Consider the following 24978-nt stretch of genomic DNA (forward strand, 5'->3'; position numbering starts at 1 on the left):
ATTCCACCGAAAAAAGAAAATGCGGGCCCTTAACAGGCCCGCATCAAATTAAGACTTATTGATTGGCGGATTCGAACCGGCGCAGCAGTGCGTCACCGCGCTCTTTTGCGCTGTCCATCGCTTCCTGAGCGGTCTTTTCACCGGACCAGACGGCCTCAAGCTCTTCGTCGATGATGCCGCGAATCTGGTCGAACGATCCAAGACGCAGACCTTTCGAGTTTGCGGTTGGTTCCTTCGCAGTCATCTGGATCACCGCGATGTCGGTGCCTGGGTTTTCGTCATAGAAACCTGCAGCACGAGTAGCTTCACCAGCTTCGGACGTGATTGGAAGATAACCGGTATTCTGGTGCCAAGAAGCCTGAACGTCCGACGACGAAAGGAAGCTCAGGAACTCGCCAACGCCTTTGTATTCCTCGGGATCATGGCCTTCCATTACCCAAAGCGATGCGCCGCCGATAATGGTGTTCTGAGGCTCGCTGGTGACGGCCTCCCAATAGGGTAGCGGGCGCACGTCGAACTCGAACTCAGCTTCAGAGCTGATACCGGCATAACCAGCCGAGCTTTCGGTGAACAACGCGCATTCACCAGCCCGGAAATTTGCGCCACCTTCGTTTCTGCGCCCGGTGTAGATGAACTTGCCATCCTTGGCCCAGTCCCCCATTGCTGTCAGGTGTGCGACCTGTGCCGGACCGTTCAGCATCAGCTCGGTATCCAGACCGGCAAAACCGTTGTCCTGCGATGCGAACGGAACGTCGTGATAGGCGGACAGGTTCTCGAGGTGAATCCAGCTTTGCCATGCGGTCACCAGCGGGCAGTCCTCACCGCCAGCCTTCAGCTGTTCAAGCACGTCGCCAACCTTTTCCCAGGTCGATAGATCTGTGTCCGGATCAACACCCGCCGCTTCGAAGGCATCACGATTGACCCACAGAACCGGTGTGGACGAGTTGAAAGGCAGTGAGAGCATTTCTCCGTCCGTTGTAGTATAGTACCCTTTGACAGCGCCAATATATGCGTCAGGATCGAACGGCGCACCGCTTTCAGCCATCACTTCATAGACGGGTTTGATCGCACCTTCGGCCGACATCATCGTTGCAGTGCCCACTTCGAAAACCATTAGAATGTGGGGCTGCTCACCGGCGCGGAAAGCCGCAATTCCTGCGTTCAGAGTTTCTGAGTAATTGCCTTTGTGGCTTTCGACCACGACGAACTCATCCTGGCTGGCGTTGAACTCTTCGACCTGCGCTTTAACAAGCTCACCCAGTCGGCCGGTGAAGGCGTGCCAGAACTGAACTTCAGTTTGCGCCATCGCCGCCACGGGGGACAACGCAGTGGTTACGGCAAGAGCGCCGAGAAAATGCTTATTCATGATTCCTCCCATGCATCAGTTTTGATGCTTCGTTGAATGCCAACTGCAACGCGTAATCAGCACACATGACGATTTCACGACGTTAACGTTACAAATTTATAATTCAAGCATTTAATTTTTGAGAAAAACATAACATTACATTATAAACTGACTAAGAAACAACGAACCAGGTTCAAAGTATGAGTCAAACTTTGAGGATCCGCCAATTGGAAGCGCTCATGGCAGTTTCCACAAATGGGTCGGTCACCGCTGCAGCTACGGATCTTGGGATAAGCCAGCCTGCGGTCAGCCGACTGCTTTCTGATCTGGAAAAATCGCTTGGCTTTCAACTTTTTGATCGCCGTGAAGGTCGCTTAGTTCCTTCGCAGGAGGTGCGTTATCTGCAACCCAGCGTAGAGCGCGTTTTGGAATTGATGAAGCAGATCTCGGACGTTAGCCAAGACATAACCCAACGCAAAGCGGGACACATCCGCATCGCATGTTTGCCCGGGTTCGCCACCAGTCACCTTCCCAACGTCATTGCCACGTTTTTAGAAGATCGGCCAGGTGTAACAATGACGATCGAACCTGACAGACCGGAACGCATTCTCGAGTGGATGATCGGTGAGCAATATGATTTCGGAATCACAGATAACTTTAACGGGCATCCGGCCGTCGAAAGCAGAGACATCGATGTCCGTACAGTTTGCGTGTTTCCTACCGGGCATGAATTGGAAAAACTCTCCGAGGTGACACCCACGGATCTTGCAAACGCCAAGATTATTCACACACGGCGCGACAGCGATTTTTTTGGACAGCTTTCAAAAGCGTTTCAAAACGCCAACGTCAAATTGAATTCCCACATCGAAGTCAGGCAGTTCACGGCGGCTTGTGAATTGGCTGTAAAAGGTGTCGGGATTTCCGTGGTCAGCGAGTTGGACGCCGTCCAATATGCAGACAACGGATTGAGCTACCGACCGTTCAAACCGCTCTTGTCACATACGCTTTCCCTTGTGCGTCCGATTTTGAAGCAACCGTCACTAGTGACGCTTGAGTTCATCGAGCAGTTCCAAGAGAGCCTAGCCCCGTTCAAGGCAGACAAGCGCCATCACTAGTTGTAGGGCGGCAAACGCTAATGTTCGCTGCCAGCAAGCCGTATATTTTCCATCTTCTTAGCTTGAAACCAATTCTTGAGTGTTTGGAATAACCCCCGAGATCGATCTCGCACTAACTGCAAAAAACGTGGAAATACTGAGTAGTTTTGCAGTTGAGCTTGGATGATCTAGCTTCTTATCCCAGAACAGTCTAGCGACCGCTTTGTCCGCATAACAGTCATTCACGCCGAGTGCAGCGAATGTCCGTGCCAAGCCCAGAGCAGAAATACAGCTATCCACTGGATACGGAACCGCACTAAATATCTATGTTACGATACCATCACGTTGTACCGACCCGATGCCGAAGGACCCGTCCCATCCAGAGCGACGAAGTCCTTGACCAAATTAGATACGGTGATTTTCAATGCGTAAAAAGAGTTCAAGTGCGCGGAAATTGCGACTCAGTAAACCGCAACGACCAACCGGAGAAAGGGATGCATGCTGGTGCATCGCAGGCGATAGTTCTGCAGCCGCCGCACGCGAAAGGATCAAATGTCTGAAATCTCGCGCTGGCTAGAGAAACATGGCTTGTCCAAGTATGCTGGGTCGTTTGCAGAGCATGAAATCGAACTAGGTGATTTAACCGAATTAACGGACAAAGATCTCACTACAATCGGGCTTCCCCTAGGTCCGAGGCGCCGTTTCATGAAAGCTGTTCGAGCTGAAGCAAAGGGAGTGACTTACCCGCACAACACCGCGTTAGGTCCCGCGATCGTCGCTGAGCGCCGGCAGCTTACCGTCATGTTTATAGATTTGGTTGGATCAACGGAAATATCCCAGCGCGTCGATCCGGAAGATTTGGCGGAAGTACTCCGCCTGTTCAAAGAAACCTGCGCTGCGTCGGTGGCCGCTTTTGATGGCCACATCGCAAGTTACTATGGTGATGGGATAATGGTCTTTTTCGGGTTTCCTCATGCGCACGAAGATGACCCAGAGCGAGCCATTCGCGCAGGTCTTCGCATTATCCAGGAAATTCCAGCTATCCGCACTCATGCGAAACTGAATGTCCGAATTGGGATCGCAACTGGGTTGGTTGTAGTTGGTGATTTACGTGGAGAAAAAATGTTTGAGGACGGAACGGCGATGGGGGAGACGCCGAACCTGGCCGCACGTCTACAAGCAATGGCTGAGCCCGGGACATTGATCGTCGCTCCCAATACTCATCATTTGGCGGGTGATGCTTTCGAATACGTTCTGCGTGGCGCATTCAAGCTTAAAGGTTTTGCCAGAGAGGTCGAAGCTTGGCAGGTGACAGGAGCACGGGAAACAGTCAGCCGTTTCATGGCAGAAGAAGACGAGTTACTGAACCCTTTGATCGGACGCGCCGCAGAATATGAAACCCTCAATGAAAAGTGGAAGTTGGCAAGTGGCGGTCAAGGACAAGTTGTGCTGGTGTCCGGCGAGCCAGGAATTGGCAAGTCTAGATTGGTTGAAGAATTAAGGCAGAGCATTCCGACGATGTCGCACGCTCAAACGCGATATCAGTGTTCTCCCTACCATTACGCGAGTGCGTTTTATCCGGCCATTCGCCAAATTGAGAATGCAGCGGGCCTTCGTTCAGACGACAAGAACGAAGTGAAACTCAGAAAGATATCCTCTGTTCTAAGTGACCAGTCGGATAACACACTGAAACTGGCCGCGTCCCTACTTTCAGTTCCTTTTGAAGACCAATTGGGTGAACTGAATCTGACGCCACAGCAACTCATGGATCAGACCTTAGAAATGCTGTTGGGCAATCTGACTTCGCAGGCTGAGGAAAAGCCAGTGTTGCTCTTGTTTGAGGACGCGCATTGGATTGATCCGACAACTAAATTGTTGCTCGACCGAGTTGCCGATCGGATTCGTGACCTTCCAGTATTGGTCGTGATGACGTTCAGACCTGAATTTGACCCGGGTTGGGCATTGCAATCCAACCTTTCTAAATTGGTCTTGAAGCAATTGGACTTTCACCAGGTCAAAAACATTGTGGACGAAGTTGCAAAAGGGCATTCGATTTCTGACGAAATGTACAATGTCGTCGCTGCCAGATCCGATGGCGTCCCGCTATATGTCGAAGAAGTGACAAAAGATCTATTGGAATCAGGGGTTTTGACAAAAGGAAGGGACGCATACTCAAAGGGTGGGGCGTCCCCGGCAAGCTCGGTCCCAAGCACGTTGCATGATGCACTAATGGCGCGGCTTGACCGACTGAGTTCCGTCAAGGAGGTCGCCCAGATTGGGGCGGTTATCGGACCTCAATTTTCTTTTCCGTTGATCGCCAAGGTCGCTCGGATCAGCGACAAGGCGTTGCGCGCGGGATTGGAACTTTTGGTCGACGCAGGCATTGTGACAGTTTCTGAACAAGAAAACCTTGAAACTTTCAGCTATCGCCACGCGCTAATTCGCGACACAGCTTACAACAGTCTCTTGAAGACCGAGCGCAGGGTCTTGCACGCACGTGTTGCGCGAGCGTTAAGTGGTAAATCAACCCATATTGGCGATGCCAGTCCGGAAATACTTGCGCACCACTACACGATGGCGGGTATGAGCAAGGAGGCAATCGACTATCGCTATCTCGCAGGCCAACGCGCAGTCCAACGTTCTGCCAATATCGAGGCGAACACACAGCTTTCTTTGGCGATCGAGCAGTTGAGCCAACTGTCTCATGGTGTTGAGCGGGATCAGAAAGAAATTGAGGTTCAGGTTCTCAGAGCAGGTGTTCTACGATCGACTGCAGGAATAGCTGCTGATGAAACAGGGACCGTTTATGCAAGAATACGCGACTTGTGTGAACGGGTGGACGAAACAGAACATCTGTTCCCTGTTTTGAATGGCTTGTATTCCTTCCATTTGGTGCGTGCTGAGTATGATTTAGCCAGAAGTGTTGCAGCGCAGTTGCTGAATTTGGCAGATACAACGGGTGAGACACACCATCAGATGGTAGGGCATCGAGCCATGGGCGCAGTGCTGTTTCATATTGGAGAACTAAACCCTGCATACGAGCACTTGAGTAAAGCGCTAGAGCTTTACAGTCGGAAACGCGATGGGCACCTGGCCTACATATACGGTTCGGACCACGCAGCGATAACGTCGTGCTTTTTAAGCATGGCTGTATGGATGCGCGGTGCACCAGACAAAGCACTTGAGATACAAAAACAAGCGGTTGCTGCAGCTCAAAAGCTGGAGCATGCGCACAGCATAGCACAGTCGCTAACCTACCAGTGTATGCTCTATCTTTTGCGCCGCGAACCTGGAAAAGTAATAGAAGCCGCAACTCAGTTGGAGGAACTGTCTTCAAAACACTCGTTCACCTTCATGTCGCTGACTGCAACGCTCTGGCGAAGCTGGGTGGATGCCTACCTTTCCCCTGAGCCCGAAAACATCCACGCATTGCGACAAGCATCGGAAGCGTGGTGGGCCAGCGGAGCTGGGAATTACAAACCTTTCTTTTTGACGATGATTGCGGAACTCACGTTGAAAACGGGTGATCGGGAAAGTGCCTTACAGTTGTTAGCCGAGGCCCGCAGGTACCAAAGCCTTACAAACGAAGGATGGGCGCAAGCTGAGACCGACCGCGTTTATGCTCTCGCAATTTCTGAAAGTCGGTTCGCCGAAGTAGAGTTTTGTGAGGCTTTGAACACGGCAAAACGACAGCAGGCAAGGATGTACGAACTTCGGATTGTTGTAGACTACATCAAGAGTTGCCAAAAATTTAGACAGACCCCCACTCCCAACTTTGGCTTAAATGCTGTCTTAGAAACTATCATAGGAGGAGAGCTAACAGTCGACGTGAACAACGCCCAAAATCTGCTTGATCAGACTACTTTTGATTAACTCTCAAAAATTCAGAGCGGTGCAGTTGGGTAGATTGGGACTCATACTCGGAACTTAACTAGGTGTTCGTCTGTTTGAGCGTTCGACAGAAACTGTATCCAGGAGTATCCGACCCGCGTTTCTTCATAAGCCGCTTCATGGCGAACAGTACTCAATCCCGCCAAATTTCTGGACTGCCCAAAAAGTTGACATTCTTGCCAGAGCAGCGAATGACCAAATCGTCCGCATAGCAGTCATTCAAGCCGAGTGCAGCTAATAGCTGCTTTGAGCCCAAAGCGGACTCAGTCTGCAAACGACAATGCGACTTTACGATCAGTCATCATACAGGCGAAACTTATCGTTGTCGTCGAACCACTGCGTCACATCTTCGAGCCGATAGTTTCGCCCGGTATGATCCACATTCGCTTCTGCGTAGGTGGGCAACCCGTCAGTCGGCGTGGCTTTCTCTGGCGACCAGAGACCAGCCCGGATGATTGCCTTGCCGCAATGGTAAAACGCTTCCTCCACGTGAACGACCACAGCCAGTTCAGGCACCCGTCCCTTGATAGCCATACTTTCCCGCAACGGAAGATCGCGCACGAGTTCGGCTGTGCCGTTGATGCGTACCGTTTCGTTGCGATTAGGCACGAAGAAGATTAGCCCGACGCGCCCTGTCTGAAAGATGTTAAGAAACCCGTCAAAACGACGATTTCCGGGGCGGTCTGGAATGGCAAGAGTCTTTTCGTCCAACACTTTCACAAAGCCCGCTGGGTCACCTTTGGGAGAACAATCGAGGCGACCGTCGGCATCGGAAGTGGTCATTACGAGGAAAGGTGAACGCTCGATCCAAACCTGACAGTGTCTGTCGATATGATCGATTATTTTTACGTCCTGCGTACCGTGCGGCGGATTGGGAGCAATGGCACGAAGCTCCTGTTCCGAAGTGACCAAGTCAGTTGGTTTATATGGCATGAGGCCTCCAGTGGCAGTTTGGCCATACTGGGGCCAATAAGGCGAAAAGGTCAAATTGGCTGGCCGTAGAGCGCGCAAAAATGACTTCCTGGGAGCAAATATCAACCGAAGTTTTCAAAGTCGGTTTTGTCCGCAGAGCGTTCGTTCGTACAAAGTGCAACGAATGACCGCGTTGAGTCCTAACTGCACTTTCGCGTGGATAGAGTATTCCTACCGAAATGACCCGAGGGGGTCTGGTCATTAGTTGTGACCAACGTGAGTTTTTCAAAAGGTCTCAGCCCTCGGGAGTATACCAAATTGGCGAAGTGTAAGCACGTTCCTGAGTTGACGTAGGCACCTCGGTTGGCAATTCGTCTCCGAACCGAACAGCATCGTAAATTGTCCACCTCGGTGTGGGGATCTCCAGAACACGGGCATAGTAGAAAGCGGGCGTAGAAGGGTCGAAGTCGGGGTCTTTCCAAACAGTGATCAGTTCCGGAGATCCTATTGAATTCGTAAACGTGCCCGTTGCTGCATCCACGGTGTTCCCCACCGCTGGCAGGTTGCCGTCCGCATCGGGTTCTCGGTCTCCCGACCAAGCCACGTCATAGACCTGCTCTTCGGTTTCGCCGCTGGAATTTAGCCAACCTTTCACAATCTGAACACGGTCGAGATTGCCGGAGAACGGATCTTTCAGCGCAGCAACCAAAAATGTTGGGGCGTCCGCTCCTTCTGTCGTGTCTGCGAGGTCTCCTCCCATCGGAACGCCTTTTTCATAACCTATTTCGGCGGGCAAACGAGACCTTGCATCAGCTTCCGTAAAGTCCCAGCCACCAAAGAAGCGTACTGCGATGCGACTGCCGGTCGTCCCATAGACCTCTTTCCGTTCCATAGCGTCGAAAATTGCTTCGCGAGTGTTGTCCTGAGCCCAGACTGCTGCATAGCCAGAGGCTGCCATTTCCCACCCGAGTATCCTCAAGGCATCAAACTCACCAACGACATGCTGCCAACGGCCGGGCTCTGGTTCGACTCCAGAGTGTTTGCCAAAGAAATTATCTTCTTCCGCTGTTGCCAAAGCCGTATGGCTGTCGGTCGAGCCCACTACTCCGAACTTGTATGGGTTGGTGCCGAGCTGAGCCTCTAGCTTGAGACCGTTTTTCAAGGCCTCACGAGCATATTCGTATTGGAGCATCCAATCTTCTTTGGGCGTTGGGCCAAGGTTGGATTTATCCCAAGTTTCATAGTCTGCGAATTCATCGTTTGGGCTCAGAAACGGATGCGTTTCGCCGTCACCCTTGATTTGGGTGATTTCGTACATCGGTTCCCACTTCGCGCGCCGTTCTGCGTACTCTGCCGTCAACGGTTCACCGGTTTCCGGATTAGTCTCAACCGGGAACATAAGACCGTTAGAGACATTGCCGTTGTGGGCGAGGGCCAGCACACGACCGCCAGTCTCTTGTTCATATGTTTCCATCCAGTCCCATAACCGTTCCGGGTTAAAGGTTTCCGCGGTTGTGAAGGGCAGCATTTGCCGAGCGCGAATGGCATCATCCCGGTAAATCACGTTGCGATGGAGGTTGTTGCCACCCTCAGTAGACGTCCACTCGTATCCGATGAACGCCGTGAATGTGCCGGGGGCGTTGTGATGATCCGCAGTCTGTGTGAAGTCGTCCCAGACGGATTGTACAAATCTGCGATCTGAAACAGCCTCGGGAAGAGCGTCCCCGGTGATGCCAGCAAAAGTCTCGATAACTTCCATTGTAGCGCCGAGAGCGACGTCCCCCCCGGCGTTAAGGCGCTCGTTCCAGTCGCGAAGCGTTGGGTCACGCATCAGCGTGGAGTTCCCGGCGACGATTTCATTCATGGCGCCCATGGCATCTGAGTGATCGGATACGACCAACCAATCAAGCGGACGCGACAACCGCACGCGGAGGCCGTGCGACGTGGTGACTTCCTCGCCGCGCGCAAACCTATAGGCATCATCGGGGCTCAGAATGACGCCAAATCCGCGAGCATCGAGTGAATTTGACGTGTGCAGGTGCGTGTCACCCCACAACGGGCGTGTAGGAAAGTCTCGACCTGCATAAGGCGAAAAATCAGCAGGCGCGGGTTCGCGCATATCATCAACCGATATGGTCATCTCTCCAACTTGCCCGCCTTGTGCGGTCTCTTGAGCATTTGAAGAACTTGATATGAATGCTGCGGAAACGATTGCTGTCGATGTCGTCAGAAAAAACTTCATTTGAACCTCCCAGCCGCGCTGAATGCCAGCCTATGGCAGCATCTGAAGTGGCTGTTCGTCAAGGAAAACGAAGGTTTTTCTTAGGTGAGCTCAAGAAACTTTGGGTGAGGGACGACTAATCCCAGGCGACAGCTTCGCCGGAACTCCGACGCTCGGCCGGGGCAAAAAGAACCGCAACGAGTGGACTTCTTGACGACTGGTGGTCTGTTTCGTCAGTCTTGAGCCCGTGATCTTGATTGGAGGCGTTGTCATGAAGTGGTTATCGCGAGCATTCCTACTATCCTTGTCTTTTTTGTTTGCCACGGTCGCTTCAGCTCAAGACAAGCCAAACATCGTATTCATATTTTTAGATAATTTTGGTTGGGGCGAGCCCGGATTCAACGGCGGCGGCATAATCCGAGGAACAGCGACTCCCGAGATGGACGCCCTCGCTGCGGAAGGATTACGACTCACGAACTTCAACGTGGAAAGCCAATGCACGCCGTCCCGTGCAGCGACCATGACAGGACGATACGGTATCCGAAGCGGCAACCACACGGTTCCACTGGGCGGCGGCGTCTACGGTCTGACTCAGTGGGAAATCACGATGGCCGAGATGCTGAAGGAGGTAGGGTACAACACGGCCATGTACGGCAAGTGGCACCTTGGATGGACCGAAGGGCGCTATCCAACGAATCAAGGATTCGACGAGTTTTACGGCGTTGAGACCACTGACGTTACAGTCTGGCGCACGCTTCCGGGATTTGCCGAAGCGAACATGGACGAACCTGTGGTGATGCAAGGTGTTGCTGGCGAGCCCGCGACAGTAGCGCGCGACTATGATCTGGATTATCGCGGTGAGATAGATGGAGACCTGACACAAAAAGCCATCGAATTCATCGAAACCAAAAGCGGGGAAGATGCACCATTCTTCATCTATCTTGCTTACACGCAGACCCACTATCCAAACATCGTGTCCGAAGAATTTGATGGGGCCACTGGAAACGGTGTCTGGGCTGACATTCTACTTCAAACAGATAGCTATATCGGACGTATTGTTGATGCGATCGAGGGGGCAGGTGTTTCCGACGACACCATGGTGATATTTACTGCTGACAACGGCCCCGAAGCTCTTCCGGTTGGAAACGCCAACGTCTCGCCGGTGCCAGCGGTACATGGTACAGCCGGACCTTGGCGCGGTACTCTGTTTACCAGCCTCGAAGGAAGCATGCGCGTGCCCTTCGCCATCAAGTGGCCGGGGAAGATCCCCGCTGGTTCAGAAAGCAATGACGTTGTCCATTCAATGGACCTTTTTCCAACACTTGCGGCATTCGCAGGCGGCAACGTGCCGGAAGACCGGGCATTTGATGGCATCGACCAGTCAAAGTTCTTTCTTGGCGACCAGCCAAAATCGAACCGAGAAGGCGTGATCGTCTACATGGGTGAGCAGATATTCGGCGTAAAATGGAAGGACTGGAAAGTTCTGTTCAAAGAGAACACAACGGCTTTTGGCGCGACGGAGTCTTTCGACACACCAAGGGTCTACAACCTTCTGAATGATCCACACGAGCGTGAAAGCGTACTCTTCCCGCACACATGGGCGGCCGAAAAAGCGCTGCCGCAGTTGCAGGAACACATTGCAACCTTCGAGGAGTACCCTCCAATCCCACCGGGAACGCTTGATCCCTACGAACCACCCAAAAACTGAACAGCGGCTTTGTCCGCCAGCCGGACACTGATCGCAAGGGGGCCCCGGTCTTGTTGGAATGCAAAGCGGTCGTTCGTTCTTTGTGCAAAAAAAGGTCAAAACATCTCACTCATTCACGGCGCAACGCATTTGTAACCGTACGCGTTCCCTCATCTCGTCTGCCTTATCAGTTAAATAGTCCAGCCCCCCCGCGCGTGATGGGCGTGGGACTTGAGTAAAATCGAGCGGTGTTCAAGTTGGGCCAGTGGATGAGGAGCGACATTCGTGCTCGGGTGACGATGTGTGGGCGCCAACGAAATCTCCGTGAAGCCAGGTAATTTAGGGGTAATTGGGTGCAATGGTGCTGACGCCAAAATCGATCCAAAAAATCAATTGATTTGGTGGAGCCTAGGGGTAACGCCGCCGAACGTCTAATGCACTGATGGTTGAGCCTCCCCCACTGAACTGGTCCACCGTTATGTTTAGGAAACGGAGGACCACGAATGGCAAACAAGAGACCAAAGCCCGAAGAGATTGTCTCGAAGTTACGGCAGGTTGAAGTTCTGATGGGGCAAGGCATGTCCCGTCTTGATGCGATCAGGCAGATCGGCGTTGTTGAACAAACCTATTACCGCTGGAGAAAGAAGTACGGTGGAATGGGTGTAGATCAGTTGAAAGAACTCAAGCGGCTTCAGAAAGAGAACGAGCGACTGAGACGCGCGGTTTCAGATCTGACGCTGGACAAACTGATCCTGACGGAAGCCGCAAAGGGAAACTACTGAGCCCCGCTCGTCGTCGTGCCTGCATCGATCATGTTCGTAGCCATCTGAACGTTTCCGAGAGACGCGCCTGCCGCGTGCTTGGACAACACCGGTCCACGCAACGGCGTGTCCCAGAAGGTCGCGCAGACGAAGACCGATTGGTGGCCGACATGATCGAGCTGACCCGTCAATACGGTCGATATGGCTATCGCAGGATCGCTGCACTGCTGAGAGAGGCTGGCTGGTCTGTCAGTGATGGGCGGATTGAACGGCTTTGGCGACGGGAGGGGCTGAAAGTGCCAGTGAAACAACCGAAGAAAGGACGGCTCTGGCTGAACGATGGGTCGTGTGTTCGGCTACGGCCAGAGTTTCGCAACCATGTTTGGTCGTATGACTTCGTCCATTGCCGAACCGATGATGGAAAAGCCTTCCGAACGCTGAACATCCTTGATGAATACAGTAGGGAATGCTTGGCAATCAGGGTCGAGCGGAAACTGAACTCGACCGATGTAATCGACGTTCTGACGGATCTGTTCATACTTCGCGGCGTGCCGAGTTTCATACGTTCTGACAATGGGCCGGAATTTGTCGCCCAGGCTGTCCGAGACTGGATTGCTGCCGTCGGCGCCAAGACGGCTTACATCGAACCCGGCAGCCCATGGGAGAACGGATATTGTGAAAGCTTCAATGGCCGGTTCAGGGATGAGCTACTCAACGGAGAGATCTTCTACAGCTTGCGCGAAGCACAAATCCTGATCGAACAATGGAGAAAACACTACAACACAAAACGACCCCACAGTGCTCTGGGTTACCGCCCGCCAGCGCCCGAAACCATCATCCCGATGGATCACAGGCCGATGATGCACTAACAATCAACTTGGACCAGTCAGTTGAGGCTGCTCACGCAAAAACATTAACTAACTGATATTTCGGTTGTTGTTCTGGGAGTTTCAGTAAGTAGAGATCAGTCGCCTGGCTGACCCGCGCGTCAATGCGCTCAGCAGGGTAGATCCGCCACATCTCCCTGAGTGAATATGAGGTGTCCCTAGCCTATCAACCCGAACGTGTGCTTGGTTCGATACTGATCCAGTGCGAAAAATTTGATTGGAATGACGTTTTATCTGTTTTCACACCTATACGCTCAAGGTAGCGACTGAAGAACTTTGAGAACTCTCCTGAGCGATACCCTGAGGCATCAACCTTAAGTTCCGGAAATAGTTGCTCCTCACCGGCATCCCGTTGCTCGATAAGGAACTCAAGGAACCCAAGTTCAACAAGTCGCCGGTGAACAGGTATTCGTCGCTTACCGCTCGCTGATTTGACCTTCTGGTTTTCTGCTTCGTCCGTGATGTCCAAGAACATGATCCCGTTCTCTCTGCGTACATCCTTGACGGTCAACTGGCAGAGTTCGTTAAGCCTTGCACCGGTGAACAACCCGAGGAGCGGCAACCAGTAACGCGCGGTTCCACGCATTGAGTGATCTCCCGGTTCCGCGCAGAAACGCTCAGACCGGCATCCAGTGTACAGGGGGCTATTGAACAGCTTGGACAACTGTTCTGTGCTGAACGGGTCGCGTTGCTCACGGGCGTTGACCGTCTCTTTGATCGTCAACCCCTTGAATAACCCGGTTCTGATCCCGTCATGGTGCGCCTCTGCCCAATTCCAGAAGGCACCGACCCGGCGCAAGGCTTTGTTCAGCGTGGCACTGCTCATCGGTGGCATACCCGTCTCAGCGGCCTCTAGGATCGAAAGGTCTCGCACCTCGGGTTTCTTCTTCCAGTTCGCTGGGAGCTTGAGCAGAACTGCCTTGAAACGTCGAGCATCGTCCTTGTTGTACTGAGAGAGGGCCTTGTCGCCTGCGATCTCCTTGAGCGCGGCCATCCAAGCCAAATGATCATCGCGTACTTTGGGTGACCATGCGCCTCGTGACTTCTCGGCTTCCCAACTCGTTACCGCGTCAGACAGGAGAGGACCCGCCGTGCCACCGTCAGTTTCGCTTGGAGTAACCTCGGGGTAGGGCGGGGTAGCAACTGGATTGCCAAGGTCTCTATCCTTCGTCGCCTCATGGGCTTCCACAGATGCCTCTTGGAGCGCCCTGATCAACCTTGGCCAACTTGGGGAACCTTCGGCCAGTTTCAGGTCAATGCCTTCCCACGTGAGAATCTCCACGGCCTCTGACCGGAAGAACTCATCGCGTTTGCCTCGAGCGAGGTTGGCTCGGTTGACCTCGTTCATGTCTTGATTGACCTGTTTCCATTCCTCAAAGGTTGGGCGTGGTTCATAGGCGATGGGTTCGTCTGGATCTTCTGGGTCCTCGAAGCCTTCCAACCGAGCCTCTTCGTCCTCATCCAAGAGATGATGCAGGTAGGCTTGCTTTGCCCGGGCTATCTGGGTGGGGGTGAGTTCTTCCAGAGGCTCCTCTGCGTCCTTCTCCTGTTGCCTGCTCAGCGCTCTCCGGTGTTTCTCAAACAGGCGGTCAATGCGGGCTGCTTCGATACGGACCCTAACGAGAGCTTCAGCCCTGTTTTTGGTGCGTAGAGAGAAGGTTTCTTCGACCTTACCGTACGAGTCAGCGATATCTTTGGGGACGGCTGCACGATGATAATAGGTCGATCCACGGCGGTACAGACGGGGGTGTCCAGGCATCTTCTCAAGGTTCCTCACTGTAACACCTCAATGTAACAGACCCTTGGGGAAACCATTGAAAACCATGAAGTTATTGAGTTCAAAGCATATCATGGGGATTTGGTGGAGCCTAGGGGAGTAACTACGAACACAAACTTCGAGCTCCTCAGAGCATTTGAGGACTGTGAGAACTATCTTCAGAGTTTGGATCAAGAACAGGAATAACCAAGGAGCGTCCCGAAGAACTTAGCGAGATCGCGGCAGGCGTTAGATCGCGCATTGTCCTTTTGCCGGCTACACACCGCCCAGCGGCGCGCTTCACGTGACGCCATCGAACGAAAGGTAACACAAGCCATGGAACCAATACTGGGCGCATTGTTCGCTATCGTCGGACTCGTGTTCGTGATCTGATTATGGATCATTGTGCCGATGCGGATGGCGCAGAACCGCAACCGGCCCGCACTGATCTGGGTGTTGATCAGTATCGTTGCGTCACCACTTCTGGCCAACCTATTGCTATACGCCCTTGGTGACGCACCAGCGCAACCGACAGCATAATTCGTCGGTAAACAACGTCTGCTATAGGACATGCTTAGAGAAATCTACCGACCCTTCCGACAATAGGAAATCTACGGTTGTTGCATCTCGCAGTTTGCAGGCAATAGGCTATGTAATGAGCCACAATGAACCTAAACCCTACTTGTGAAGGCCGACGGAGAAAGGCCTTCCCAACTTGAGAATGCCTCTGAAAAACTCTGCCGATGCTCGAAGCCAAGTATTTCGGCAGTTTCAACTATGTCTTTTCCAGCCACTAGGAGGCGCTTTGATGCAAGGTGCCGCTCAGTCTGAACGATTTCACGAAAAGAAGTTCCTTCAGACTTCAAACGAAGTTGAAGCGTCCGCTCGTGTAATTGCAGTGCTTCACAGGTGTTGACTAGAGACCATGGCGCAACTCCGAATGAAGCACGAACTAGGCCGGCGACAATGTCCTTCGTCAGTGGTTTTTCGCAAGCCTTTATGGATTCATCGGCCAAATAGCGCGAAAACACTTCGGCTCTCAGTGCATCCACTTTGGACATCTGCGACTTGAGTGCTTCTTCGTCGAACGAAATGTATCCTTGAGTGGAAGCCCTAACGCGACTGATAGCGGAGTTGAACAGAACGTGCGTCGAACAGCCATTAGGGTAGGAAACACCAATGTCCGGATCGGTGCGATTGTTTGCAAGGCAGACAACGTTGGCCAATAGAGTTATTGTGTATTGAACATCTTTGGCTCCTTCAAAAGCGTCAAAAGGATTGAAATACCAGATATGGCAACGCTTTTTGTAGGTTCTGATTACTAACTCTGAATCGCTCTGATAGTACAACAGCGCAGACTTGGCGATCTGCAAAGCGTCCCACAAGGTATCAGCAGAAACGATTGCGCGACCAAAAACGCCCAAATCTTCCACTTTTTGAACATATCCTGCTCGGGCAAAGAAATCATCATCGCCAGCGAACCGAGTTATTTCCTTCATGCCCTTTAGGTAGTTGGAAACGTCAACAATCTCCTCTGGCTCCGTTGGCAGGTTGAAAGAAAGCAGCGTTTTTTGAAACATCCGAGCGTTGTCAGTAAGCAAGGAGATTGGACCATGGAATGAGCCCGCTCTAATCGTGAATTCGTTGATCTTTTCACTCATACACTGTGCTCGGACACTGATTCATTATGTGCTTCGACGTGTTTAGCGAATCTCTTCATACAACTTCTTATACATGAATGCTTCCTGTCGTTGGCAGGCTAACACACGTTTTTCGTGAATATGAATGTTGATTTTGCAGCCTTGATTCGTATTTGCCGACAGATTGAAGGGCAAACACCGCTAACAAATGGGGTCATCGTGGGAATGAACTTTGATCGCGATGTCACCAGTCTGTCGATTGATGCGTTGGTTTCGAATTCTTCAGGAGAGCACATGAAACATAATTTGGGCATAACAAAGTCAGCGATATTGGGTGCTTTGTCGGTCGCTATCCTCGTGGTTGGCACACCAGTTTCTGCACAAGACAAACCAAACATTCTAGTGATTTGGGGAGACGATATTGGGCAATCCAACATATCCGCTTACACTAGGGGACTAATGGGCTACGAAACGCCCAATATCGACCGGGTTGCTGATGAAGGCATGATGTTCACCGACTACTATGGGGAGCAGTCCTGTACAGCTGGTCGGGCTTCTTACATTATGGGACAGTCTGTCTATAGAACCGGCTTGTCCAAGGTAGGCCTCCCGGGCGCAGACTTGGGTATGAAGGAAGAAGATCCCACGATTGCGGGCCTTCTGAAGCCATTAGGATACATGACCGGTCAGTTTGGGAAAAATCACCTTGGTGATCAGGACAGCATGCTTCCCACAAACCATGGTTTTGATGAGTTTTTCGGAAACCTGTACCATTTGAATGCGGAAGAAGAGCCAGAAAATCGCGACTATCCCGGCGACGCGGTTTTGGCGGACGGCCAGACCTTCCGCGAGGCATTTGGCCCTCGTGGCGTTATCAAGTCTTCGGCTGATGGGCTTGTTGAAGACACGGGACCGTTGACCAAAAAACGGATGGAGACAGTCGACGATGAAACCGTTGCAGCTGCCGTCGGCTTTATCAAAAATGCGCACGAACAAGGCAAACCTTTCTACGTTTGGTGGAACGGCACACGGATGCACTTCCGTACACATGTGAAAGACGAATTGTTCGGGATCTCGGGACAAGATGAGTATGGCGATGGCATGGTCGAACATGACATGCACGTCGGTCAGCTATTGGATGTGCTTGACGAACTGGGCATTGCTGACAACACCATTGTTCATTATTCGACTGACAATGGCCCCCACAAGAATACATGGCCAGATGCTGGCACCAACCCGTTCTACAGTGAAAAGAACACCAACTGGGAAGGTGGATGGCGCGTGCCCTCGCTCGTGCGTTGGCCTGGGAAAATAGAACCTGACTCTGTCTCAAACGAAATCATGCACCACATGGATTGGTTGCCGACGTTGTTGGCAGCAGCGGGCAATGAGACCATCAAGGAAGACTTGAAAGCAGGTGGCGTTCAAGCCATTGGTCGCGAATATAAAGTGCATCTGGATGGCTACAACTTCTTGCCCATTCTTACTGGTGAAACAAAAGACGGCCCGCGACATGAGATTTTCTATTTCGCGGATACCGGAGAACTAACAGCCTTGCGCTATGACGATTGGAAACTGATTTTCCTTGAGCAAAAAGCTGTTTCGACATTGCGTGCGTGGATCGAACCTTGGACCCCACTTCGCGTCCCTTTGATCACCAACCTGCGGCGTGATCCATTCGAACAGGCGCATCTAACATCCAATACTTACTACGACTGGATGATTGATCGGATCTATTTCCTAGTGCCCGCACAAAAGTATGTAGGCCAGTTCCTAGCTACATTCCAGGAGTTCCCACCGCGTCAGAAGCCAGCCAGCTTTTCAATTGATCAAGTCATGGAACTGATGACGGCAAATAACGGAAGTAAGTAGTTTCGAGCTTGGTAAACTTAATTCATGCGCGGTGTTGGGAGAGAACCGCGCATGGAGTTCAGAGATGAAACATCGTCACGGGATAGCGTCAGGACGTACATTCTTTTGTGTGTCACTGCGCTGCAAAAAACAATTTTCAACTAGGGAGAGATACGATGAGTGATTTGGTCATTATTGTTTTCGAGGGCCGTCATACAGCAGACGAAGCACTTTTGCGTCTGCAAAAAATGAGCCTGGATTGGGAAGTCGATCTCGACGAGGTCGTGGTAATGACCCGCGATAAGAACGGCGTAGTGCGGACCCGGAATTCCGATACTCTTACAGCAACGGGTTTCGTCGGAGGCACGTCTCTTGGAGCACTGACCGGAACGTTGATCGGTGCCATGGTCGGTAACCCTGCTGCCGGGTTTATTGCAGGTTCGGCTGTTGGTGCTGGCTCTGGGACACTTGCAGGAATGCTGGATCAAGCAGACGAAGAGGACGCATTGGCAGCTCGCGTCGGCTCAAAGATGGGCCCTGACTTATCGGCTCTGGCCGTTATCGGGTGGTCAAACCGACCTACGAAGTTGTTGGGCGAATTGGAGGGCATGAAGGGCGAGGTTATCGAGACATCATTGTCTGTCAGTGATGAAAAAGAGCTTCGTGCCGCTTTGTCCGGAAACTGACCAGTTTGTTTTGGGGGCGGGCTGCTTGATCACCCGGCGACCTGAATTCAATTTTCACATTGTCGAGACGGGATCAGTAATATGAAAAAAGTTCTGAGAACAACGGCTCTCTTGTGTGCTTTCGCAATTGGAGACCCAATGTATGCGCTCGCACAGTCCACACCTCATGTGGCTGGCGGTGTTGTTGTCGAGTACAACAATCTTGATGTCGCCTTAGTCGCTTCCGGTTGGAGCGTAGTCGAGCTTTTACGCGGTGATGTATACAATGCTGGTGGCGACTTTGTGGGATATGTCCATGATGCGCTCGTCTTGCCGGATGGTGATACGACCTTTGTGATCGTCAACGTCGCCGGCTTCCTGAACATCGGTGAAAAGTTGATCGCGCTGCCAGCGGTCGCCTTCGAGATCAACGCGGATGGCGATCTGGTTTTGCCCAATGCGACCAAGGAAAATCTGAAAAGCCTGCCGCGCTTTCACTACGCTCGAAACTAACGGAAGGTCGCACTCGACAGGCTTTGACCTGCTTGAGGGCGCCTAAACGCAAAAGCAGTCGCCAGTGTTTGAAAATGCAATCGACCAAGGGAAAGATACAATGAGTATGGGAAACTCAGACAACGATCTGCAAAAATACTGGGGCTGGTTTCTTGGACTCGGGATTGTGTCGGCTATCGGGGGTGTATTCGCAATTTTTGCACCTTTTTTGGTATCATTGGCCATTGAATTTGCTGTGGGATTTGTTTTCGCTGTAGGTGGCTTCGTGGTGCTAGTGCAGGTTTTCACAACCAAAGATGGCTGGAATGCAAGGCTCATCTATTCCATCTTGGGGGGCTTCAATCTGATTGCCGGGTTGTTGCTGATATTTCGCCCTCTTGAAGGGCTCATGGCGCTTACGTTGGTCTTGATTGTTGCAATTTTTGTGAATGGCTTGGTGCGGATTGCAGTGGGCGTATTGGCGCGACCGGATCAAGGTTCTGGCTGGGTCATTTCCATTGGTTGTGTGTCCGTACCGGCATCGGGATATCTGTTAGCGAAGTACCCCGAAGTGAGCGTGATGCTGTTGGGGATCGTTGCAGGCGTATCGCTGATCGGTGAGGGCGCAGGATATATCCGCTTTGCCCATGGCCTAAGGAACGACGTGTCGGTCGCGGCCTGAAAAAACGACCCAAAACTGCGGCAAACGTTGGGTAAACACAAATTCTACTGTTACAAAAAGGACGAAATACGTGATCGAACCGAAAACTCTTCCCCTGCTAATCAAATGGTTGGTTGTTGGAGTCAGCTTGGTCGTTCCGTCTGTCTCAAGCGCTCAAGGCAAGCCTCGACTGGTTCTTCAAATTACTGTTGATCAGTTGCGTGGAGACCTAATCGACAGATTCAGTATCCACATAGGAGAGGACGGCTTTCGCTATTTGTTGGATCATGGCGTCAATTTTACAAATGCTCATCACCGCCATGCCAACACTGAAACAATTGTCGGACACACGACGCTCGCAACCGGCACGGACCCTGCTATCCATGGTATGGTCGCCAACCTGTGGTTTGATCGAAAAACTGGCAAGCCTTTCTATAACGTGCAGGATCCGGACTATCCTTTGGTCGGGGCTTCCGGAGTCGATGCGGAGAACGAAATCGATCCGACCCAACGAGCAGCCACAACTGACGGTCGGTCTCCTCGCAATATCATCAGTTCAACTATCTCCGATGAAATTGGCCTGCACTTTGGGCCGACTTCAAAAGTGTTTGGTGTGTCGGTCAAGGATCGCGGTGCAATTGCAATGGCAGGTCACGCTGGTGACGCTTACTGGTTCTCAAAGTCAGAAGGCCGGTTTGTTACAAGCACGTTCTATCGCGACGCCTACCCCGGTTGGATTGAGGATTGGAACTCAAAGGGCCTTGTCGCATCATATGCCAATCGATCTTGGACTCTTCTGGGAGACGTCGGGAAGTATGCCTTTGCAGACCGCGACGACCAACCGTGGGAAACCGATATACAGGGGTTTGGCCGGACATTTCCGCATAACTGGGGAGCGGCAGAAGGGAAATACTTCACAACGCTCTTAACCCTCAGCCCGGCTGGGGATGAAATAACAGTAGATTTTGCCAAAGCCCTGTTGGATGCAGAACAACTGGGGCAAGATGACGTTACTGATTATCTGTCGGTCAGCTTGTCATCTACAGACTATGTCGGCCATATGTTCGGCCCTTCAAGCCTAGAAGCCGAAGACAATTTCGCACATCTCGACAGGCAAATCGCTGACCTTTTAACACATGTGGATGCCGTAGTTGGTCTGGAAAACACATTGATCGTTTTGTCGGCAGATCACGGCGCACCGGAACACCCGGAGTTTCTGGCGACTCTAGGCATTGAAGCTGGTTTGTTCAGCTTTGAACGCGTCGATACAGAACCAGGATTTGTGCGTCTTCAAATGGATTTTGGTGAATCCGCTGATCTGGTTCAGAACTTTTCCAACCCCTACGTCTATTTGAACCAAGATCTTATTTCCAAACGTTCTTTAGATCCTTTGGTCGTCGAGCGAGCTGTTGCTGAGGAACTTCAAAAGCTCCCCGGCATTGCCTATGCGGTTGGGAGTTCAGATTTGCGACGCGGGTCGTTTGCAAAAACCAAGATTAGCGATGCCGTCTTGGCTAACTTTAATCCAGATAGGTCGGGAGATATCTATGTGGTGTTCGAACCGCATTGGTTTGTGGCTGATTTTGACGGGTTGCACGTTGCGTCTGCTCATGGCTCTCCCTGGACATACGACACACACGTTCCCCTAATTTTTACAGGTTCAAATATTGTTCCACAAACCGTCGCACGACGCGTCGAAACTGTGGATGTCGCGCCTACGATTGCGTCTCTTCTGGGTACTAAGCCCCCTTCCGGAGCGGTGGGTGTACCTTTGCCAGAAGCGATGCCCGAGACAAAGGCAGCCCCATGAAATCCTTCTTTATGCGCTTAGCCCAACTTTCCATTCTGTGCGTCGCCAGCACTCCGGCCTATGCGCAATCTGATGCAGCGCAAGCCAACAATCCTCTGGCTGATATCACAGCGTTCAATATCCAAAACTACTATATCGGTGACTTTACAGGACCAGGTAATGCGACCGGAAATCAATTTGTTCTGCGCTATGCAAAGCCAGTCACTTTAGGCAGCTCAAATTGGCTGATCCGAGCCTCGTTGCCATTTAACTCGTTACCGGTGGGAACAGATGGCCAAACTTTGAGTGGCGTCGGAGATTTTGATGTTTTTGCGGCCTATCAGTTTAGTACGGGTAACCCCGGAATTAGTTTTGCGCTTGGTCCGCAAGTGGTCGTGCCAACAGCCTCCGACGACCGCTTGGGAGCCGATCAATGGCAGCTTGGGTTAGCCAACGTTTATTTCAATGCAACTTCGCCTGTCTTTCAGTATGGATATCTTCTGACATGGCGTGGAGGCGTTGGGGATACAAATGGGCGCCCACGTGCCAATTTGGGTGCCTTTCAACCCTTTGTTTTTTACCAACTGGGCAATGGGTACTACACGGGCGGCGCCCCGATCTGGACCTACAATTTTGTTAATGACAGCTATTCTGTCCCATTGGGCATTCGCCTAGGCAAGGTCACCAAACGCGGCAATACCGTTTACAACTTTTTTGTCGAACCGCAGTACTCGGTTTTCGACAAAGGAAGCGGTCTGCCCAAATGGCAAATTTACGCGGCACTTAACATGCAGTTTCAATGAGCATTTAGTGTTTAGAAAAGTTCCTGTCCACTAAGAAATTCCCGCCTAAAATCAACCATCAGGAGTACCAACATGGAAAAGTTTATTGCCGTCGTTTTCGAGGATGATGCTGCTGCATTCAAGGGTGAAACCGCACTGCGCGCGCTACATTCCCAAGGAGATCTCGCGGTGTATGCCGCTGCAGTCATTGGGAAAGATCTCGAAGGCAAAGTTGAAGTTAAGAAGGTGGAAGATGAAGGGCCGTTGGGAACGGCACTGGGCCTCGTTCTCGGCGGAATGGTTGGTGTTTTGGCCGGCCCGGTGGCAGTCGCATCCGGAGCTGCAGTCGCCGGATCTGCGGCTGCAGCATCAGTGGCCGCCTCAGGAATGGCTGTCGGATCGATGACAGGTGGATTGTTTGGTGTCTACAGAGATCTTTGGGTTGCGGGAATAGATTCTACGATGCTTGACGAAATCAGCATCGAACTTATTCCTGGTAAATCTTGCTTGGTGGCCTCGGTTGACGAAGTTTGGACATCGCCATTGGATGTCAAAATGAGCGAGGCTGGAGGAGTGGTTTTCCGCAAGCCACGCGCCGATGCAATCGATGAACAATACGCTGCTGAAATGGCGGAACTTAATCGGGAAATTGCAGAGCTAAAAGACGAGTGGAAGCAATCTAACGAAGAAACCAAACAAGCAATCCACGACAAAATCGACGCAACCAAGGCAAAGGCAAGTATAGCCAAAGAAAAAATCTCGCAACGTATCACCGAACTGAACAGCCAAACAGCTGCAAGGCTCGAGGCGATTGAAGAGCAAATTGCGGTGGCCAAAGAAAATACAAGGAACAAGTTTGAAAAGCGTAAAGCTGAAATTCAGGCAGACTACAAAGAACGAAAGGCCAAGCTAGATGCGTCAATGTCACTGGCCAAAGAAGCGTTGACCTAATTCTTTTTAGTAAGATGTTTAAAAATCCAACCAGCACCGTTTAAAATTGGCAGTGCAGATAAACCCGAGAGCCGTCTCGCGGCAATTACGTGTTACAAAAGGTGAAAGAAATGCCAGATCTGAAGGCCATGATGGCCGAGCTACAACAAAAGAGAGATGAAATTAAACTTCAGTTGAACCTTGGAACAATGGAGGCGGAAGATGAATGGGATTCACTTGTTTCGGAGTGGGATAGGTTCCTGTCTACATCACAATTTAATCAGTCGGCGGATGAAGTCGGCGAAGCTGCGCGGGAACTTGGTTTGAAAATGAAAGCCGTATATGACAAGGTTCGGAAATCCGTAGGGTAATAGACAGGAAGTAGCCCAGCCGGTGCCAGATCAACAGCAAACACACGTTTTTAGTCTGGCGTTTTGGCACCGGGTTGTCGTGATCGCCTTTTTTACTATCGCAGGACTGGTCCTGGCGGCTGATGTTCTAGTTCCATTGTCGATTGCTTCCTTGATTTTCATTCTTCTGACTTCCGCAGTCGACAGGTTATGTCAGGTTGAAATTCTCGGGACACGGATCCCCAGATGGTTGGCCCATGTCATTAGCGCCGCTCTTTTAGTGTTGGGATTGCTCGGATTACTGTCAATTCTGACCAGTCAAGCGGGCGCGGTTGCCGATGCGTTGCCTAGATATGAAGCAAGGTTCTCTGAAATCTTGGCCCGAGTGGTCACTCTTGTTGGAGACAAGAACTATCAGGCAGCGCAACAAGCGATCTTGGAGATGGACTTCACCGGCTTCGCTGGCGGAGCAATCGGTTCAGCCGGAAGCTTTTTGAGCGCCTTCTTTCTGATCCTTCTTTATATTCCTTTCATGATGCTGGAACAGGGGCCCATGAGGTTGAAAGTCGCACTGGCAGCGCCAGATGCGGAATCCGCACAAAACTTACACCGCGTGCTGACACGCATTTCGGAAAGCGTGCAGCGCTATGTAGGGATCAAAACACTCGTTAGTTTCCTAACGGGTGTCGGTAGCTACGCGATAATGAAGCCCGTGGGATTGGATTTTGCCGAAACCTGGGCCATCCTGGCATTCGTACTGAACTTCATTCCAACGATTGGTTCAATCATCGGGGTAGCGTTGCCGTCGCTCGTTGCTCTTGTGCAGTTTGATACTAGCACGCCTTTTCTAATTATTTTGGTGGGCTGTGGGGCGGTTCAGTTCATCATCGGGAATATTCTGGAACCATCGCTAACCGGAAAATCACTAAACTTGTCGCCTTTGATGGTCATCCTCGCACTGACGTTCTGGACCGCAATCTGGGGTATCCCAGGGGCTCTACTAAGCGTGCCGATTACCGTCTGTACTATGATCGTGTTAGCCAACATCCCATCGACGACGTCACTCGCAATACTGATGTCGGGCGATGGTAACTTGTCCGACGGTAGTCACAAAGACAATCCAGTAAGGGAAGTAGCACAGGGCGAAGCCACTGAAGCTGCACCTCGAAAATCTAAGCTGACGGTATCCAAATCCGAACTAGATACCGAAACAGAAGCAATCCGTCAGGAATTTGAGCAAAACTTAGACAACCAGAGCTAGACG

General features: G+C 51.6%; 18 protein-coding genes. 13 read left to right on the forward strand and 5 right to left on the reverse strand.

Going from position 1 to position 24978, the window contains the following annotated elements:
* Window positions 1–55 precede the first annotated feature (55 nt).
* Window positions 56–1366: a sn-glycerol-3-phosphate ABC transporter substrate-binding protein UgpB gene (gene ugpB, locus ACT2B1_RS04690; protein ID WP_171123596.1), complete on the reverse strand. Its 1311-nt coding sequence runs from the start codon at window positions 1364–1366 to the stop codon at window positions 56–58.
* A gap of 218 nt (window positions 1367–1584) precedes the next feature.
* Between ugpB and ACT2B1_RS04695 the strand changes: the two genes are divergently transcribed.
* Together ACT2B1_RS04695 and ACT2B1_RS04700 are read left to right on the forward strand one after the other, a co-directional pair.
* The gene (locus ACT2B1_RS04695) at window positions 1585–2460 is read left to right on the forward strand and encodes a LysR substrate-binding domain-containing protein (protein ID WP_254428781.1); all 876 of its coding nucleotides are present in this window, start codon (window positions 1585–1587) and stop codon (window positions 2458–2460) included.
* 531 nt (window positions 2461–2991) lie between these two features.
* Window positions 2992–6312 carry an adenylate/guanylate cyclase domain-containing protein gene (locus ACT2B1_RS04700; RefSeq protein WP_481668655.1) on the forward strand — a complete coding sequence of 1107 codons (3321 nt, stop codon included), beginning with the start codon at window positions 2992–2994 and terminating at the stop codon, window positions 6310–6312.
* 312 nt (window positions 6313–6624) lie between these two features.
* On the opposite strand, the gene ACT2B1_RS04705 is transcribed toward ACT2B1_RS04700, so the two are convergent.
* Together ACT2B1_RS04705 and ACT2B1_RS04710 are read right to left on the reverse strand one after the other, a co-directional pair.
* A complete protein-coding gene (locus ACT2B1_RS04705; RefSeq protein ID WP_481668656.1) occupies window positions 6625–7263 on the reverse strand; it encodes an MSMEG_1061 family FMN-dependent PPOX-type flavoprotein in 639 nt (212 codons plus the stop codon).
* A 274-nt stretch (window positions 7264–7537) separates the two neighbouring features.
* Window positions 7538–9484: a DUF3604 domain-containing protein gene (locus tag ACT2B1_RS04710; protein WP_481668657.1), complete on the reverse strand. Its 1947-nt coding sequence runs from the start codon at window positions 9482–9484 to the stop codon at window positions 7538–7540.
* 250 nt (window positions 9485–9734) lie between these two features.
* Here ACT2B1_RS04710 and ACT2B1_RS04715 point away from each other — a divergent pair, with 250 nt between their 5' ends.
* A complete protein-coding gene (locus ACT2B1_RS04715; RefSeq protein ID WP_481668658.1) occupies window positions 9735–11171 on the forward strand; it encodes an arylsulfatase in 1437 nt (478 codons plus the stop codon).
* A gap of 482 nt (window positions 11172–11653) precedes the next feature.
* Window positions 11654–12780, forward strand: a protein-coding gene (locus tag ACT2B1_RS04720) for an IS3 family transposase (protein ID WP_480721046.1) whose coding sequence is annotated in 2 segments (ribosomal slippage) — window positions 11654–11918 and window positions 11918–12780 — 1128 coding nt in all. Because the reading frame shifts where the segments join, the coding sequence is not laid out codon by codon here.
* Between the two features lie 184 nt (window positions 12781–12964).
* On the opposite strand, the gene ACT2B1_RS04725 is transcribed toward ACT2B1_RS04720, so the two are convergent.
* Together ACT2B1_RS04725 and ACT2B1_RS04730 are read right to left on the reverse strand one after the other, a co-directional pair.
* Entirely contained in the window at window positions 12965–14557 is a 1593-nt protein-coding gene (locus tag ACT2B1_RS04725) for a DUF6538 domain-containing protein (protein ID WP_481668659.1), read from the reverse strand.
* A 668-nt stretch (window positions 14558–15225) separates the two neighbouring features.
* Window positions 15226–16215: an AraC family transcriptional regulator gene (locus tag ACT2B1_RS04730; RefSeq protein ID WP_481668660.1), complete on the reverse strand. Its 990-nt coding sequence runs from the start codon at window positions 16213–16215 to the stop codon at window positions 15226–15228.
* A gap of 120 nt (window positions 16216–16335) precedes the next feature.
* Between ACT2B1_RS04730 and ACT2B1_RS04735 the strand changes: the two genes are divergently transcribed.
* The 9 genes from ACT2B1_RS04735 (at window position 16336) to ACT2B1_RS04775 (ending at window position 24975) form a co-directional block, all read left to right on the forward strand.
* Window positions 16336–18066 carry an arylsulfatase gene (locus ACT2B1_RS04735; RefSeq protein ID WP_481669002.1) on the forward strand — a complete coding sequence of 577 codons (1731 nt, stop codon included), beginning with the start codon at window positions 16336–16338 and terminating at the stop codon, window positions 18064–18066.
* Window positions 18067–18221: 155 nt separating this feature from the next.
* Complete coding sequence (locus ACT2B1_RS04740) at window positions 18222–18731, forward strand: DUF1269 domain-containing protein (protein ID WP_481668661.1); 510 nt, start codon at window positions 18222–18224, stop codon at window positions 18729–18731.
* A gap of 81 nt (window positions 18732–18812) precedes the next feature.
* The gene (locus ACT2B1_RS04745; RefSeq protein ID WP_481668662.1) at window positions 18813–19223 is read left to right on the forward strand and encodes a PRC-barrel domain-containing protein; all 411 of its coding nucleotides are present in this window, start codon (window positions 18813–18815) and stop codon (window positions 19221–19223) included.
* Between the two features lie 64 nt (window positions 19224–19287).
* Window positions 19288–19884 carry an HdeD family acid-resistance protein gene (locus ACT2B1_RS04750; protein ID WP_481668663.1) on the forward strand — a complete coding sequence of 199 codons (597 nt, stop codon included), beginning with the start codon at window positions 19288–19290 and terminating at the stop codon, window positions 19882–19884.
* Between the two features lie 70 nt (window positions 19885–19954).
* On the forward strand, window positions 19955–21673 hold the full coding sequence (locus ACT2B1_RS04755) for an alkaline phosphatase family protein (protein ID WP_481668664.1): 1719 nt from the start codon (window positions 19955–19957) through the stop codon (window positions 21671–21673).
* A complete protein-coding gene (locus ACT2B1_RS04760; protein ID WP_481668665.1) occupies window positions 21670–22455 on the forward strand; it encodes a hypothetical protein in 786 nt (261 codons plus the stop codon). Before ACT2B1_RS04755 ends, ACT2B1_RS04760 begins: the two co-directional genes overlap by 4 nt.
* Before the next feature lie 72 nt (window positions 22456–22527).
* The gene (locus ACT2B1_RS04765; protein ID WP_271946085.1) at window positions 22528–23385 is read left to right on the forward strand and encodes a DUF1269 domain-containing protein; all 858 of its coding nucleotides are present in this window, start codon (window positions 22528–22530) and stop codon (window positions 23383–23385) included.
* Between the two features lie 110 nt (window positions 23386–23495).
* Window positions 23496–23735: a hypothetical protein gene (locus ACT2B1_RS04770; RefSeq protein WP_271946087.1), complete on the forward strand. Its 240-nt coding sequence runs from the start codon at window positions 23496–23498 to the stop codon at window positions 23733–23735.
* 22 nt (window positions 23736–23757) lie between these two features.
* Entirely contained in the window at window positions 23758–24975 is a 1218-nt protein-coding gene (locus tag ACT2B1_RS04775; RefSeq protein WP_481668666.1) for an AI-2E family transporter, read from the forward strand.
* Window positions 24976–24978: the final 3 nt, after the last annotated feature.

The organism is Ruegeria sp. S263 (assembly GCF_056780525.1).

Excerpts from the sequence above, each read along its gene's own strand:
- ACT2B1_RS04705 (WP_481668656.1), bottom strand. The coding sequence starts at position 7,263 with ATGCCATATAAACCAACTGACTTGGTCACTTCGGAACAGGAGCTTCGT.
- ACT2B1_RS04725 (WP_481668659.1), bottom strand. The coding sequence starts at position 14,557 with ATGCCTGGACACCCCCGTCTGTACCGCCGTGGATCGACCTATTATCAT.
- ACT2B1_RS04695 (WP_254428781.1), top strand. The coding sequence starts at position 1,585 with ATGGCAGTTTCCACAAATGGGTCGGTCACCGCTGCAGCTACGGATCTT.
- ACT2B1_RS04715 (WP_481668658.1), top strand. The coding sequence starts at position 9,735 with ATGAAGTGGTTATCGCGAGCATTCCTACTATCCTTGTCTTTTTTGTTT.
- ACT2B1_RS04760 (WP_481668665.1), top strand. The coding sequence starts at position 21,670 with ATGAAATCCTTCTTTATGCGCTTAGCCCAACTTTCCATTCTGTGCGTC.
- ACT2B1_RS04765 (WP_271946085.1), top strand. The coding sequence starts at position 22,528 with ATGGAAAAGTTTATTGCCGTCGTTTTCGAGGATGATGCTGCTGCATTC.
- ACT2B1_RS04700 (WP_481668655.1), top strand. The coding sequence starts at position 2,992 with ATGTCTGAAATCTCGCGCTGGCTAGAGAAACATGGCTTGTCCAAGTAT.
- ACT2B1_RS04735 (WP_481669002.1), top strand. The coding sequence starts at position 16,336 with ATGAATGTTGATTTTGCAGCCTTGATTCGTATTTGCCGACAGATTGAA.
- ACT2B1_RS04710 (WP_481668657.1), bottom strand. The coding sequence starts at position 9,484 with ATGAAGTTTTTTCTGACGACATCGACAGCAATCGTTTCCGCAGCATTC.
- ACT2B1_RS04770 (WP_271946087.1), top strand. The coding sequence starts at position 23,496 with ATGCCAGATCTGAAGGCCATGATGGCCGAGCTACAACAAAAGAGAGAT.
- ACT2B1_RS04730 (WP_481668660.1), bottom strand. The coding sequence starts at position 16,215 with ATGAGTGAAAAGATCAACGAATTCACGATTAGAGCGGGCTCATTCCAT.
- ugpB (WP_171123596.1), bottom strand. The coding sequence starts at position 1,366 with ATGAATAAGCATTTTCTCGGCGCTCTTGCCGTAACCACTGCGTTGTCC.
- ACT2B1_RS04745 (WP_481668662.1), top strand. The coding sequence starts at position 18,813 with ATGAAAAAAGTTCTGAGAACAACGGCTCTCTTGTGTGCTTTCGCAATT.
- ACT2B1_RS04740 (WP_481668661.1), top strand. The coding sequence starts at position 18,222 with ATGAGTGATTTGGTCATTATTGTTTTCGAGGGCCGTCATACAGCAGAC.